We start from the raw sequence: 14,939 nt of genomic DNA, 5'->3' as shown, positions 1-14,939 counted from the left end.
TAAAGAGTGGAGGGAGAGATGTATACGAAGGCAGAAGAGAGAGAGCTCCAAAAACTGACGGATGAGCTTTTGAAGTTTATTGAAGAGAAAACAGAGAAAGACTGGAAAAAGCTTACAAAGGAAGAAGCTGAAGAGTTAGCAGAAAAGTTAAGGAGAGTTATCAGATACCACGACTACAAATACTTCGTTCAGGCAAACCCTGTAATTTCAGACTATCAGTATGACAAGCTCTTCCACGCTCTTGAAGCCCTTGAGAGGGCGCATCCTGAGATAATCACTCCAGATTCTCCGACACAGAGGATATCTCCAGCATTTACGGGAGAGTTTAAGAAGGTTAAACACTACGCAGAGATGACATCCCTTGAAAATACATACTCTGCAGAGGATTTGAGGGAGTGGGACAGGAAGGTTAAGGAACTCCTTGGAACAGACGAGGTTGAGTACATAGTTGAGCCTAAGTTTGACGGAGCAAGCGTAGAACTTGTTTACAAAAATGACCTACTGGTAAGGGGAGCCACGAGGGGAGATGGAGTTTACGGTGAAGACATAACTATGAATGTTAAGACGATAAAGTCAATTCCTCTGAGAGCTCCCTTTTCAAAACACGGAATTGACCTCATATCAATCAGGGGCGAAGTAATAATGCCAAAGAGCGTATTCAGAAAGCTCAACGAAGAGAGGGAAAAGCAGGGGCTTCCCCTCTTTGCAAACCCAAGGAACGCAGCAGCCGGAACAATTAGGCTAAAGAACCCTGCAGAGGTTGCAAATAGAAGGCTTGACTGCTACGTCTACCAGATACTCTACTCTGAACCAAAAAAACTGTGTAAAGACATTAGAACTCAGAAAGAGGCACTGGAGCTCCTTTTAAACTGCGGATTTAAAACTCCACACATTCAGAAGGTCTGCAAGAACATAGACGAGGTTATTGAAACGGTCTTAAAGGCTCAGGAAGAGAGGGAGAGCTGGGACTTTGAGGCAGACGGAATGGTTGTAAAGGTTAACGATACCTGTGCCTGGGAGAAGTTAGGGGAGACGATGCACCACCCAAGGTGGGCAGTTGCCTACAAGTTCCCAGCAAAACAGGCAGTTACAAAGCTTGTTGACGTCGTGTGGCAGGTTGGAAGGACGGGAGCTCTCACCCCCGTTGCAATCCTTGAACCTGTTGAAGTAGGAGGAGTAATAGTCTCAAGAGCTACGCTGTTTAACCCCGATTTTATAAGGATGAAAGATATTAGGATAGGGGACTACGTAATCGTTGAAAGGGCTGGAGAGACGATTCCCTACATTGTCGGCCCTGTAGTTGAGAGGAGAACGGGAGAGGAGAAGCCGATAGAAGTTCCTACCCACTGCCCTGTTTGCGGAGCTCCCATAGTTAAGGAGCTTGACGAGGCAGTTCCGAGGTGTCCAAACATCAACTGCCCGGCGCAGTTAAAGGAACACCTAATCTATTGGGGAAAGGTTTTAGACATAAAGGGACTTGGAGAGGCAACTGTAAACCAGCTGATGAAGAAGGAACTGGTAAAGTCCATTGCAGACCTTTACTACCTCAACAAGAAAGACCTGATAAAACTGCCCGGATGGGGCGTTAAGAAGGCGGAAAACCTTTTAAACCAGATTGAGAATTCTAAGGGAGCTCCCTTCTGGAAGAAGTTAACGGCACTTGGAATCAGACACGTTGGAGAGAAGACTGCACAGCTCCTTGCAAAAAGGTTTAGAAACATTGAAGAGCTTATGAACGCAGAATTTACGGAGCTTGCATCAATTCCGGGAATTGGACCGATAACGGCAACCAGCATAAAGAACTTCTTTAAGGCTGAACAGAACCTTGAAATGATAAAGAGGCTTGAGGAAGCAGGATTTAGGTTTGAGAGAACAGAAGAAGAGGAGAAAGAGCAAGAGCTCCCCAAACCTTTAGCCGGCCAGAATGTTGTATTTACGGGGGAACTTGACCACTTCACGAGGAAAGAGGCTCAGCACATAGTGGAGCTCCTTGGAGGAAACCCGACAAACTCAGTAACGAGGAAGACCAGCTTTGTAGTTGTAGGAAAGAATCCCGGCTCAAAGTTTAACAGGGCTCAGAAGTTAGGAATAAAGATGATTAACGAAGAAGAGTTCATAGAGATGCTGAAAGAGTTTGCAAAGGATAACCCTGAAGTAAGAAAGATTCTAGAGGAGAAAGGGATAATTTAAATCTTCCTAACCATAAAATAGTTGCCTAAGGTAAAGAGAGTTCCCCCCTGAAGGGTAAGGGCAACAACGTCGGGAATCAGGTTTTTTAGATGAACTCCTTTTATTGCAATAGCGAGAGCTCCGTCTATGTAGTATTTAAGGGGAGAGAGAACCGAAAGCCACTGGAGGAGTTTCGGCATCGCCTCTATTGGAGTCCAGTTTCCCGAGAGGTAGAGAATTGGAATGAGAACAAGAATTGTAATTTGCGAAACCTGGAGCATGTTCTCAGAGAGGGATGCAATAAACATGGAAAGGCCAGAAGCTGTAAAGACGTAGAGGAGAGTTAAGAGCAAAAAGTCAACCTCACTTCCCCTAAAGGGAACTTCAACAACCCTTTCAACTGTAGAGAAAAGGGCGAAGGCTGTAAATAGGAGAACTATCAAACCCATAGAGACAGACTTTGCAACCATAAAGACGATGTTTGAAACGGGAGAGACGAGCAACATCTCTATGTTCCCCCTCTCCTTCTCCAAAACAACGGCAGAGGCCGGAAGGAGCAGCAGGAATAGGGTAATGACAGTAAGGAGCTCCGAGTAGGCCATAAAGAGCTTACTAGAGCAGTTCTGGTTAAAGTAGACCCTTGGAACTACCTCAATAGGCGGTTTAAAGAACTTTCCGGTTAGGAAGTTATATATTATTTGAGTGGCGTAAGCGGAAAAGAGGTAACTTGAGGAAACTTCGGCTCCGTTTACGAGTATTCCCACCTCTGTTCTGTTCCCCTTCTTAAGGTCTTTCTCAAAGTTAAAGGGAATCCTGATTACTCCTATGGCCTCATCGTTTAGCAAAACCCTCTCCAAATCTTTATCTAATAGGAGGTAGCCTTTGAAGTTGAAGAATGGCCTGTGGAACTTTAAAAGGAGCTCCCTTGAGGTATGGGAAAGGTCAAAGTCTTGAGCATAGAAAGAGGCGTTCTTCAGCGTAAGGTCAACCCCGGTAGCGGCAAGGTAGATGTCTAAAGTGAAGGCGTAAACTGCAAAGAGGAAAAGGCCCCTGTTCCTCAGAAACTGAACAATCTCTTTGTAAAGGAGAACGAAGAAGTTCATCTCTCCCTCTTTTTAAAGAGTAGGTAGTTAAGCCCGAAAAGGAGAAAGAAGAAACAGGTTAGGATCAGAAGGTCTGGAAGGAGGAGTTTTAAGGAAGAGGCTTTAAAGAAAATGGACTTTAAGAGCCTCATGTAGTAGAAGGTTGGAATTAAGTGTGCAGTTAGGAGAGCTCCCTTTCCCATAGAGGAAACGGGAGTCAAGTATCCTGTGTAGAGAACAGAAGGAACTACAGTCAGTATAACTGTTCCGATAAAGGCTGCAGCTTGAGATCTAAAGAAGACAGACAGTAAAAGACCGAAAGCCGTAGAAACAGCAATGAAAAGGAGTGAAGATGCCAGAAGGACTAAAAAGCTCCCCTTCAAGGGAACTTTAAAGAGGAAAAGGAGAATGAGAAGAAGAATAGAAAAGTTAAACGTTGAAACCGTAAACCCGGCAAGGAGTTTACCCAACAGGTATTCAAGCTTTCGGACTGAAGAAACATAAATGTTGTAGATAGAGCCAGACTCCTTTTCCTTTACGATTAAAAGAGCTGAAAACACCGCAGGGGATATTGAGAGAACAACAGCTAAAGTTCCCACTGCAACGATGTAGTCCTGGTTTAAAGACTCGTTGAACCAGTAGCGGGGCTTAACCAAAACCGGAATAGAGTAACCTTCTCTTTTAGCCAACTGGAGGTTCTCTAAAGAGACAACTGCATTGACGTAGCTCTTTATTACCTCAGCCCTGTACGGAAACGTTCCGTCAACCAAGAGCTGAAACTTAGCGCGCCCTCTCTTAAAGTCTTTCTCAAAGTTGAAAGGAAAGATTAGAGCTCCCCTCACATCTCCGAAGGTCAGAGCTCTGTCAAGCTGTTTCCGGGAGGAGAAGTAGCGTTTAACCGTAAAATATTCACCGTTAGATGTAAGTTTTGAGACGAGCTCCCTTGAAAGGTAAGACTTGTCGTAGTCTAAAACGCCGATTGGAACGTGTTTTATCTCAAGCTTTAAACCGTACCCGAAAACTAACATCATACTGAGGGGAACGGCAAGGACTGTAATAAACGAAACCTTATCGCGAAGGAGCTCCTTAAGTTCCTTCTTAACGATTGAAAGAATCCTTCTTAGCTTAAACATCCCCCAACACCTTAAAGACGAAAACGTCTTCCATAGTAACAGAAGAAGGCTTTATCAGTTTAAAGGAAACTCCCAAGTTTTTTAGGTAGCTCTCCGTTAGAGGAGTCTTTGAGAAGACCTTCACCTTCCTTCCAAAGAGGGAGGTTTTAAACCCCAAATTTTTCAGTTTCTCTTCGGTTTCAAAGGGGAAATCGGTATAGATGAGGTAAGGAGCTCCCAAAACCTCTGAAAGCTCCCTCTTGAGATTTTCAGGGGAGCCAAGGGCTACCGCAACTCCCCTGTTCATTAGGAGAATCCTGTCGCAGTATTCGGCCTCATCCATGTAGTGTGTCGTTACAAGAACCGTTACTCCGAACTTTTTAGAGAGCTCCCTTATCACCTGCCAGAAAACGTCCCTCTCAACAGGGTCAACGCCGGATGTAGGCTCGTCTAAAAAGAGAATTGGAGGGGAGTGGAGAAGAGCAGAAAGGAGTGCGACTCTCTGTTTTATTCCTAAAGGGAGCTCCGAAACCAGTCTGTTTAAGAATTCCTCTAACTCAAAGGCTGAAGAAACCTCTGAGACTATGGCTTTAACCTTAGAGGGAGGAACACCGTAAACGTTTCCCCAGTAGACAAGGTTCTCAATAACTGTCAGGTCTTCGTAGAGGGAGAACTTCTGAGAGGTATAGCCGATAATTTTCTTAACCTCTTTTCCTACTGGCTTACCTGCAACCAAAATTTTCCCGGAAGTTGGCCTGTAGAGGCCTAAAATTGTCTTTATCAAAGTGGTTTTCCCGGCTCCGTTTGGCCCTAAAAGGCCAAATATTTCTCCCCTTTTAACAGTAAAAGAGACGTTGTTTACGGCAGTAAAACTTCCAAACTTCTTAACGACTTTTTCAACCACTACAGCGCTTTCCGGAAAGGGGAAGTTCGGCTTGAAAACTTCAGGAAGTTTTACCCTCCTAAGTCCAACCTTCTCAACGAAAACATCCTCTAAGTTGGGTTCTGTCTCCTCTGAAGAAAAATTCAGTTTCTTCTGGAGTTCTCTAAACTCTGAAAGTTTCTCACTGCCGATAACGACTCTTATCTTGTTCCCTTTGAGCCTCGGGGTATTTGTTATCCTCCAGAGCTCCTCGTAAACCCCGTCTAAGTTTTCCGAGGTTATAAGGAAAACCTTTGACTCTGTATTTACAACCTCATCGTAGTTTCCCTGAACGACAGACTTTCCCCTCTTCATAAGAAGGAGCTCCGTCCCCCTCTCGGCCTCGTCCATGTATGAAGTTGAGATGAGAACAGTTTGACCTTCTCTGTTAAAGGAGTATAGAAGTCTCCATATCTCCCTCCTTGAAACAGGATCAACTCCGGTTGTTGGTTCGTCTAAGACAAGGAGCTCTGGCTTGTGAATAAGAATGCAGCAAAGTGAGAGCTTCTGCATCATTCCGCCGGAAAGCTTTCCTGCAGGTCTGTTCCTGAACTCCCAGAGGCCCGTGGTTTTAAGGAGGAGATCTTTCCTTTTCTCCTTCTCTTCCCCCTCAACGCCGTAGAGATCTGCGAAAAAGTCAACGTTCTCCTCAACTGAAAGCTTTTTGTAGAGGTTCTGTCCCAAACCTTGAGGCATAAAGGAGAGTTTCTCCTTTACCGGCTCAAAGGATCTTTCGTCGTTTGGGTCAACTCCAAAGGTCAGCAGTTTCCCCGAGTCGTAAGAGAGGACGCCGCTAACTGCCTTAAAGGTTGAGGACTTACCGGCACCGTCTGGTCCTATAAAAACAAAGATGTCCCTCTCTTTTACAGAGAAAGAGAGGCCGTCAACGGCAACGGCTTTACCCTTTCTGTAGGTAATTCTTAGGTTTTCACACTCAACTACTCTCATTTTCTACCGATTGGAACGTAACAGTCTGCCGGCATTCCGGGCTTTAGAACGTGGTTCGGGTTATCAAGGAGTTTCAGCTTAATCTTGAAAACCTCCTTAACTCTCTCCTCCTTTGTCTGAACCTCTTTTGGAGTGAACTCGGCCTTAGAGGAGATAAACGTTACTACTACCGGAAACTTCCTGTTTGGATAGGAATCAACAGTGATGTAGCCCTTTTGCCCCAAGCGGATGAGCCCGACTTTTGTCTCGGGAACGTAGCCCTCAAAGTAGAGGTTGTTAAGGTTGTAGAGAGTAAAGAGCCTCTGCCCGCGAGCTACAACCTCACCCGGCTCAATCAACTTTTCCGTAATTGTTCCGTCTATGGGGGAGGTTATTTCAAGGTTTTTTAGAACTGCTTTTACCTTCTCAACTAAAGCTCTTGAGGCTTTCGTTTTCTCCCTGTAGGCTGAAACCTCCTGCTCTTTTGCCTTAACGGTCTCCTTTAAAGCTTTAACTTCCCTCTCAAGGGAGACGACCTCTTTTCGGCGGTTCTTTGAGAGCTCCACTCCTTTTTTTGCAGCAGAGAGGTTCGCCTCTAAGGAGTTAAGAAGCTCCTTGGCAGCCTTTAGGTCTGCTTTAGCAGTTTCGTAGACCAGCTTAACCTGGTCAAAATTACTCTCAGATATGACTCTTCGGATGTAGAGGTTCTTATACCTTTTGTAGTCCTTCTCAGCCTTCTCAAAGGCTGCCTTTGCCTTCTCATAGTTTGCCTTTGCTGAGAGGAGCTGAGAGTCTGCAGACTTCAGTCTATCCTTAGATGTTCCGATTTCAATCTCAACAGACTTTCTAAGCTCTGAAAGTTTTGCTCTTAAGGAAGAAAGCTTTTCTCTATAGTAGGAAAGTTCCGCCTCTTTCGCCTTCAGTGCAGAGAGAGACGCCCTGTAGGCAGCCTCTGCCCTCTTTAGCTCTGCGTTGATTTCAGAGGAGTCAATTCTTGCAAGGATTTCACCCTTCTTTACATCGTCCCCCTCATCGTGGAAAACTACAGCAACTTTCCCGCCGTACTTCGTTCCAACGTCGTACTGGTCTCCCTCAATCCTTCCGTTTATGTAGATGGAGTTCTCCTCACTCTGTTTAAAACAGCCAGAAATAAAGAGGAAAAACGGGAGAATCAGGCATAAAAGCCTCATTTTCCACTCCTTAAAAGTGGCCTTCCTACTGCAAACTCAAGGTAAGCAAGGGCTGAATTGTAGTCTGCAAGAGCTGAGTTTAGAGCTCTCTCGGCATCGTAGAGGTATGCAATCGCGTCAACCACCTCAGTTGAAGTTCCAACGTGCTCCCTGTAACGCTCCTTTGAGTCTCTAAGGAGCTCCTTAGCCTCTTTAACCTGTGACTGGGCGGTTTTTACCCTTGAAGCGGCAGACTGGAGTTTAGTATAGGCAGAAACAACCTGAAGCCTCACCTTGTCTTTAAGCTCTTTCAGTGAAACTTCAGCCTTGTGTCTCTCCTCCCTTGCTCTCTCAAGCTGGAAGAACCTTTTACCCCCCTCAAAGAGAGGGAAGTTAACAGTAAAGGAGACGGCAGTTGAGGAGTAGATTTCCCCCGGATACTGGTCGGTTTTCTGGTAGCCGATTGAGAGGAAGGCCTTTGGAGAGAATGCAGAAGCAGAAAGCCTCACCCCTTCGTTTGAGGCTTTTTTCAACATTTCTGCGTATTTAAGGATCGGTCGGCTCTCAAAGGCAGTTTTAAGGAGCTCTTCTAAACTAAAGTTCACAGGCTCAAACTTTAAAGTTTCCTCAGGGGAGAAGGAGAGCTCCGGGAATCCAACGTCTGTTTTCAACTTCTCAAGGGCAACTGTGTAGAGGGATTTAGCGTAAGTTAATTTTTCCTCTGCGTCCCTCAATTTCACTTCAGCCTCAAGAAGGTCTCTCCTGGGAACAATTCCCTCGTCAAAGAAGGCCTTAACGTCTCTATAGTGGCTCTTAGCGGCCCTTAGGTAGGTTTTAGCAGTTTCTACAGAGGCTTTTGCCTTCAAAAGGTCAAAGTAGTCCTCCTTAACGGTCAGAATAACCTTGTTTACTGTCTCTTTAAAGAGGTAGTAGGTTGCCTCTTTCTGCTTGTTCCTCATCCTGACTGAGTAGGTTATCTGGCCTCCGGTAAAGAGAGGCTGGTTCAGCTTGACTCCGAACTGGTAGTAGCTGTCGTTAAAGAGAGAAAAGGTTGCAGGGGGAGCTCCGGGAAGTGAGAAAGAGTAGGTCGGAACCTCTGAAAGGTTCGTTTTCGTGTAGAAGAGGTTAACAGTTGGAAAATAGGAAGAAACCGCCTCTCTGTAGAGGAGGTCTGAGATCCTGTATTCGGACTTTGCCTTCTGGATCTCCTTAGAGTTCTTTAAGGCCAAAGAGACTAAATCCTCAAGCTCTCCCGCCTTCAGGTCTAGCGGGAGGAGTATCAGAAAGAGAAAAATCAGAGCTCTCATATCTTTCCTCCAGTAAAAGTGCAGGAATTAGAGTGAAAATACCGCAGACAGTTGCAAAGAAGAAGGCGTCTCCAAATGAGTGCCAGAAGGCATGTTTTGAGAACAGGTTGGCAAGTAAGGCCTTTGTAGTGGCCTGGGCGTTAGAGGGGAGCTCCGATCGGAAGTAGTGGAAGAAGTTTGAAGCCCTGTTTAGAAATTCGGCTACCTGTGGAGAGGAGGAAGAAACCTTCTCAGTTAAACGGACAAAGTGGACTTGCTGGGAAGAGAGGAGAATGTAAGTTGAGATTGCAGTTCCTACGCTTCCTCCAACGAGCCGCAAGAGGTTCTGAATAGACGAAGCCTGACGAAGGAGCTCTCCCCTAAAACTTCCAAGAGAGACCTGAGAGAGGGCAGGGAAGAAGAACCCCATCCCAATTCCCCAGGGCATGAGGTATGCAACTATCTGAAGTTTAGTCATGTCAAGGTTAAGCTTAGCCTGAAGATAAGTTCCAACGATAAATATGGTTGTTCCAACAATTATTGAGGCCTTTTTCGTTAGAACCTTTCTATCTATGAGGACTCCGGCAACCATACTGAAAAATCCCGTTCCCATAGAGGGCCAGAAGAGGATCTCTCCGGCAGTTATCGTAGGAAACTCCCTCAGCTTTTCAAGATAGAGAGGAAGGAGGAAATAGGAGGCGTAAACTCCCATACCAAAAACGGTTAGTGAGAGAACAGGGTATCGGAAGAAGGGGTATTTAAAGAGGCTTAGGTTTAAGAGTGGATGCTGGGTGTGGAACTCCCATATAACAAAGAGAACAAAGGAAACAGCAGAAGTGTAGAAGAGGAAAACCGACTTAAAGTTACTCCAGCCCCAGTTGTTCCCTTTTGAAAGGACAATTATTAGGGAGACGAGGGAAAGTGCAAGGAGTATAAGTCCTAAAAAATCAAGAGGTTTATCGTCTTTGTGGAGCTCCCTGTCGTCTTCCATAAAGATTGTTAAAAGGTAAACGACCAAAATTCCGGGAAGGAGGTTTACGTAGAAGATCCAGCGCCAGTTTAAATGCTCCGTTATGTACCCCCCGAGTGTTGGACCCAAAGAGGGGCCGAAAGTCGCTCCGAGGGCAAACATTCCCATTGCAACCCCTCTCTTCTCAGGGGGAAAGAGCTCAAAGAGAAGAGTCATAGTCATAGGAACGGCAACTCCCTCACCTATTCCCTGAAAGATCCTTGAAACAACCATCATGTCCAAACTGGTTGCAAGGCCGCAGAGTGCACTCATAAGGGTAAAGAGGGAAATTCCGAGTATGTAGGTATTCCTGTGGCCTATCTTCCCTCCCAGCCACCCGACGGTAGGCATTGCAACGGCAGAGGCAACCATGTAGGAGATTATTACCCACTGGATGTCGTCAGGTTCGGCGTCAAAGGCGCTCATCATGTGGGGAAGTGCAATGTCAACAATTGTCGTATCAAGGAGGGTCATAAACATTCCGGCAACAATGAGAACTCCAAGAAAGAAAGCCCTCCCGTTCATCTCTCTTTCCTTATCTTCACAAAAGCGTTAGTTCCCGGTTTTATGCAGCTTAAGGGAACGCCAGAGAGCTTTATCTTTACTGGAACCCTCTGTGTAACTTTCGTGTACTCTCCCTGTGATGTATCACGAGGGATGAGAGCAAAGACTGAACCGGCAGACCTTCCAACTTCAAAAACCTCTCCCTTAAAAGTTTTTCCACAGACGTCAAGCTCAACCTCGGCAGGAACCCCTACCTTAACGAAGGAAACCTTGTCCTCATCTACCCAGGCAAGGACATAGAAGGTTTTAGGGTCGTAGATCGAATAAACTGCAAGCCCGGGAGAGACAAAGTCGCCTACCTGATGCCACCTCTTTGCGACGAAACCGAAAATAGGAGAGGAAACGAGGGTGTGTGAAAGCAAGATTTCAAGTTTCTTTTCTTTTTCTTTAAGGGACTTTATCCTCTCAGAGAGACTCCCTATTGAGTAGCGGAGCTCCTCAATCCTCTTCAGGTTTTCCTTTTCGGAAGTTAACTTTTCTTTTAACTCCTGAATCCGCTTTTCAGAAGCTGAGAGTTTTTCTTTCAAGGCCAAAACTTTAAGTTTCAAAGATTTCGCTTCTTTTAGGTTCTCTTTGGCAGCAGAGTAGTTTGAGAGAGTTCCCTCATACTGGGCCTTTGCAAAGTAGTAGGCAGACTTAACGTCCTCAAACTGCTGGAGCGAGATAACCCTTCTTCTGTAGAGGTTTTTATACCTTTTAAACCTATTCTCCATCCTTTCCAAGTTCACTTTTGCCGCAGAAAGGTTTGACTTAGCAGCCTTTAAAGAGGCTTTAGCTTTTGAAACGGAAGTTCTATAGAGGACCTCCGCCTGTTTAAGCTGTGATTTTAAAGCTGAAACCTCATCCTGGGCAGCTTTAAGCTGGAGCTCCATTGATCTCACGCTGGCTGGAATCTGTTTTTCCAAACGGGAGAGCTTTACCTCCATCTCCTCTTTCGTTTCAGTTAGAGAGGAAATCTGATGTTTCAGTGAAGAAAGCTCCTTTTTAAGTGTAGAGTCGTCAACCTTAAAGAGGGGTTCCCCCTTTTTAACCTCTTGAAACTCCCGTTTGTAGAGTTTAACGATGTAGCCAGAGACGTCCTCTGTTGAAACGTTGACGATGTCTGCTTTCTGGAAAGCGTTGTCTGTTACGATATAAACGTATCGCTGGTAGACGAAGTAGAGAAACCAAACCGTAATGAGGAGAATGGCAAAGGCACCTAAGAGAGTGATAAACCGTTTCAAGTTCTCCCTCCTGAAACAGCGGTAGAAAGGAATTTAACAAAACGGACTACGTCTTCACGGGGGAGCTCCTTCCCCTGAAACACCTCTTCAGAAACGAAAAATCCGAAGAGGGCAGACCTGAAAACCTTTACTTTCGTTTTAATCTCCTCTTCAGAAAGGGTCAGAACGGAAGAGAGGACGTTCTGAAGGAGCTCCTCAAGGGTTTCAACGAACCGGAAGTAGACCTCCTCTACCTCATCGGTTAGACCCGTAACTTCTGAGAGGAGAATTTTTAGAAACTCCTTCTTCTCCCTTAAGGAAAAGTAGAGTTTAAGACCGATATCGGTTAGAAGGTCCTCTTTTGAACCTTTGGGAATGGAAATTTCCCTGATGTCGGGAATTATTGAGTAGTTGATCAAAACTTCCCGGAAGAGCTCCTTCTTACTTCCAAACAGTCTAAAAAGTGTAACCTCTGAAACGCCGGCAGCTTGGGAGATCTCCCGTGTGGTCGTTCCAAGATAGCCCTTACGGGAGAAACAGCTGTAGGCTGCCTCAAGGATTTTCTCCCTCGTAGTCAAGCAACCTCCAGTAATGTAAGTAATTACTTACATTACTAAGTATACATCTCCTAAAACTGGGATTCAAGAATTCAATAGGGAAAAATAAAAAACGCTAAGTCCTGAATATTCCCCTCTCAATTACTTCAGAGAGTTTAGCTGTATACCTGTCATACCACTCCGAAAGGTTGAGCCTCAAAAAACCGACAACAGATTTAACTGATAGTTAAACTTTAATAAACAATTACTCAAAAATAACAGTTTTATTATTATAAATCAGGATTTTGTTCTCCAAGTGCCACCTTACCGCCCTTGAGAGAACAATTTTCTCAAGGTCCCTCCCCTTCCTTATCATGTCCTCAACGCTGTCTCTGTGACTCACTCTAACAACATCCTGCTCTATTATGGGTCCCTGGTCAAGCTCCTCCGTAACGTAGTGGCTGGTAGCCCCAATTATCTTTACCCCCCTTTCGTAAGCCCTGTGGTAAGGCTTCGCTCCGACAAAGGCCGGAAGGAACGAGTGATGAATGTTGATTATCCTGTTCCTAAACCGGTTAACGAACTTGTCGCTGAGTATCTGCATGTAACGGGCAAGAACGATAAGGTCAATCTCCTCCCTCTCTAAGAGCTCAATCTCTTTCTCCTCAACTGAGAGTTTATTCTCTTTCGTTTTTGGAAAGTGGTAGAAGGGAACTCCAAACATATCAACAACGGGTTTCAAATCCAGATGGTTGCTGATTACCAGTTTTATATTCCCCCGGAACTCCCCGGCTTTAAATCTGTAGAGAAGGTCATAGAGACAGTGGTCGTAACGGGAAACGAAAATGGCAACGTTCTGAACTTGTGAACTAAAGTGAAGCTGGTAGTCCATACTGAACTTTTCTGCTATAGGTCTAAAAGACTCCTCTATTTGGGATTTCAGAAGCTTAAAACCGTCAAGTTCCCACTCAATTCTCATGAAAAAGGTAGAGTTTTGAGAATCTATGTGCTGGTCGGCGTGAATTATGTTTCCGTTGTTCTTGGCTATAAAACCGGTAACCTCTGCAAGTATTCCTCTCTTGTCAGGACAGGAAATTAAAAGAGTAGCCGTCTCCATACAGTCCCTCCTACTCTACAGTAACGCTCTTTGCAAGGTTTCTGGGCTGGTCAACGTCGTATCCCAAAAAGTCTGCGATATAATAAGCAAAAAGCTGAAGTGGAACAACGTTAACAATAGGAGACAGATACTCGTTAACCTCTGGTACCTCTATTAAAAATTCGGCAAGTTCACCAACTTTTTTAACAGACGGGTTGGTTACGGCAATTACCTTTCCTTTTCTGGCCTTTACCTCTTCTATGTTTGAGATAACTTTATCCAAAACTTTTCCTTTTGTTGCAACAACTATTACTGGAACCTTCTCATCAATGAGGGCAATGGGACCGTGTTTCATTTCACCTGCAGGATATCCTTCTGCATGGATGTAGGAGATCTCTTTAAGCTTTAGAGCTCCTTCAAGGGCTATAGGGTAGTTAACGTGCCTTCCAAGGTATAGGGCATCTTGGGCTTTGTAGAACTCAAGTGCCGTTTTCTTTACAAGTTCCTTCTCTCTCTCAAGGTTCAAGAAGGTTTCTAATTTTGATGGGAGTTCCAGCAGCTCTTTCAGGAACCTGTCTACCTCTTCAGAGGAAAGAACTCCCCTCTCCCGTGAAAGGTAAAGTGTAAACAGGAAAAGGGCTGTAAGCTGAGTGGTAAAAGCCTTCGTTGAAGCAACGCTAATCTCGGGGCCTGCGTAGGTGTAGATAACTGTATCGGCCTCTCTCGTTGCCGTTGAGCCGATAACGTTACAGACCGTTAGAAGTTTTGCTCCCTTCTCTTTTGCAAGCCTCATAGCAGCTAAAGTATCGGCGGTCTCCCCAGACTGGGTTATTGAGATAACAAGGGTATTCTCGTCAACTATCGGGTCTCTGTATCGGTATTCAGAAGCGTAGTCAACTTCAGTAGGGATTTTTGCAAAGTTCTCAAGGTAAAACTTGGTTATTAGCCCTGCGTGGTAAGAAGTTCCACAGGCAACGATCTGAATCCTGCTAAAGGAGTTTGGGTTTATACCTTCAAGTTCGGTTTCACCTCTGAACCAGCTCATATTACCGCTTATCGTGTCGGCAACAGCCCTCGGCTGTTCGTTTATCTCTTTAAGCATAAAGTGTTTGTAGCCTGCTTTCTCCGCCTGAGAGAGAGACCAAGGAATCGTTATCTCCTTTTTCTCCACCTTCTCACCGTTGATGTCAAAAACGGAAACCTGAGATGAAGTAACCATTGCAACTTCAAAGTCTTTGAGGAATACGACTCTGTTTGTGTAAGGGAGAAAAGCGGGAACGTCTGAAGCGACGAAGTTCTCACCCTCTCCCAAGCCAATAACCAAGGGGCTGTCTTTCCTCGCAACGAAGATCGTATCGGGCTGGTGGAGTGTTATAACAGCTATGGCGTATGAACCTTGAAGTTTCCTTAGAGCATTAAGGAAAGCGGTAAAAAAATCCGGAAAAGTCTTTAACTCTTCTTCAATCAGGTGAACGATAACCTCTGTGTCTGTTTGAGAGAGAAAAGTATGCCCCCTTTCTATAAGGAACTTTCGGAGCTCTGCATAGTTTTCAACTATTCCGTTGTGAACCAAGGCTATTTTCTTTGTGCAGTCAAGGTGAGGGTGGGCGTTAATGTCATCTGGCTTTCCATGGGTTGCCCAACGGGTATGACCGATTCCAACGTTTGAGTAGACGGGGATTCGGCGGAGCTCTATCTCTATGTTCCTGATCTTCCCCTGTTTTTTGTATGTAAAAATTTCATCGTCAACCAAAAGGGCAATACCTGCAGAGTCATAGCCCCTGTACTCAAGCCTCTTTAATCCATCAATAATCACGTCTTTTGCGTTATCCTTTCCAATATAACCTACGATTCCACACATCAGA

Annotated in this window: 11 protein-coding genes; 1 reads left to right on the top strand and 10 read right to left on the bottom strand. The window is 45.1% G+C overall.

Translation table 11 applies throughout. The annotated features are described in order from the left end of the window. The first annotated feature begins 18 nt into the window (after positions 1 to 18). Positions 19 to 2,190 (top strand): NAD-dependent DNA ligase LigA, encoded by a 2,172-nt coding sequence (gene ligA, locus ACZ424_RS01680; RefSeq protein WP_464904790.1) that lies wholly within the window; start codon positions 19 to 21, stop codon positions 2,188 to 2,190. Here the strand turns inward: ligA and ACZ424_RS01675 are convergent. From ACZ424_RS01675 to glmS, 10 genes are all read right to left on the bottom strand, one after another. Then, positions 2,187 to 3,272, bottom strand: a complete 1,086-nt coding sequence (locus tag ACZ424_RS01675) for an ABC transporter permease (protein WP_464904789.1) — start codon at positions 3,270 to 3,272, stop codon at positions 2,187 to 2,189. The genes ligA and ACZ424_RS01675 overlap by 4 nt on opposite strands. Further along, the gene (locus tag ACZ424_RS01670) at positions 3,269 to 4,384 is read right to left on the bottom strand and encodes an ABC transporter permease (RefSeq protein ID WP_464904788.1); all 1,116 of its coding nucleotides are present in this window, start codon (positions 4,382 to 4,384) and stop codon (positions 3,269 to 3,271) included. Before ACZ424_RS01670 ends, ACZ424_RS01675 begins: the two co-directional genes overlap by 4 nt. Next, positions 4,377 to 6,233: an ATP-binding cassette domain-containing protein gene (locus ACZ424_RS01665; RefSeq protein WP_464904787.1), complete on the bottom strand. Its 1,857-nt coding sequence runs from the start codon at positions 6,231 to 6,233 to the stop codon at positions 4,377 to 4,379. Before ACZ424_RS01665 ends, ACZ424_RS01670 begins: the two co-directional genes overlap by 8 nt. Further along, positions 6,230 to 7,402, bottom strand: coding sequence for an HlyD family secretion protein (locus tag ACZ424_RS01660; RefSeq protein ID WP_464904786.1), 1,173 nt, complete (start codon positions 7,400 to 7,402; stop codon positions 6,230 to 6,232). Before ACZ424_RS01660 ends, ACZ424_RS01665 begins: the two co-directional genes overlap by 4 nt. Continuing rightward, the gene (locus ACZ424_RS01655; RefSeq protein ID WP_464904785.1) at positions 7,399 to 8,688 is read right to left on the bottom strand and encodes a TolC family protein; all 1,290 of its coding nucleotides are present in this window, start codon (positions 8,686 to 8,688) and stop codon (positions 7,399 to 7,401) included. Before ACZ424_RS01655 ends, ACZ424_RS01660 begins: the two co-directional genes overlap by 4 nt. Continuing rightward, positions 8,624 to 10,201 (bottom strand): DHA2 family efflux MFS transporter permease subunit, encoded by a 1,578-nt coding sequence (locus ACZ424_RS01650; protein WP_464904784.1) that lies wholly within the window; start codon positions 10,199 to 10,201, stop codon positions 8,624 to 8,626. The genes ACZ424_RS01655 and ACZ424_RS01650 overlap by 65 nt, the downstream gene beginning before the upstream one ends. After that, positions 10,198 to 11,463 (bottom strand): HlyD family secretion protein, encoded by a 1,266-nt coding sequence (locus ACZ424_RS01645; RefSeq protein WP_464904783.1) that lies wholly within the window; start codon positions 11,461 to 11,463, stop codon positions 10,198 to 10,200. The genes ACZ424_RS01650 and ACZ424_RS01645 overlap by 4 nt, the downstream gene beginning before the upstream one ends. Continuing rightward, on the bottom strand, positions 11,460 to 12,020 hold the full coding sequence (locus tag ACZ424_RS01640) for a TetR/AcrR family transcriptional regulator (protein WP_464904782.1): 561 nt from the start codon (positions 12,018 to 12,020) through the stop codon (positions 11,460 to 11,462). The genes ACZ424_RS01645 and ACZ424_RS01640 overlap by 4 nt, the downstream gene beginning before the upstream one ends. Before the next feature lie 223 nt (positions 12,021 to 12,243). After that, the gene (purU, locus tag ACZ424_RS01635; RefSeq protein WP_464904781.1) at positions 12,244 to 13,095 is read right to left on the bottom strand and encodes a formyltetrahydrofolate deformylase; all 852 of its coding nucleotides are present in this window, start codon (positions 13,093 to 13,095) and stop codon (positions 12,244 to 12,246) included. A 10-nt stretch (positions 13,096 to 13,105) separates the two neighbouring features. Continuing rightward, positions 13,106 to 14,935: a glutamine--fructose-6-phosphate transaminase (isomerizing) gene (glmS, locus tag ACZ424_RS01630; protein ID WP_464904780.1), complete on the bottom strand. Its 1,830-nt coding sequence runs from the start codon at positions 14,933 to 14,935 to the stop codon at positions 13,106 to 13,108. Positions 14,936 to 14,939: the final 4 nt, after the last annotated feature.

The organism is Thermovibrio ruber (assembly GCF_055380895.1).
This window is presented reverse-complemented; position numbering and strand designations above follow the sequence as displayed.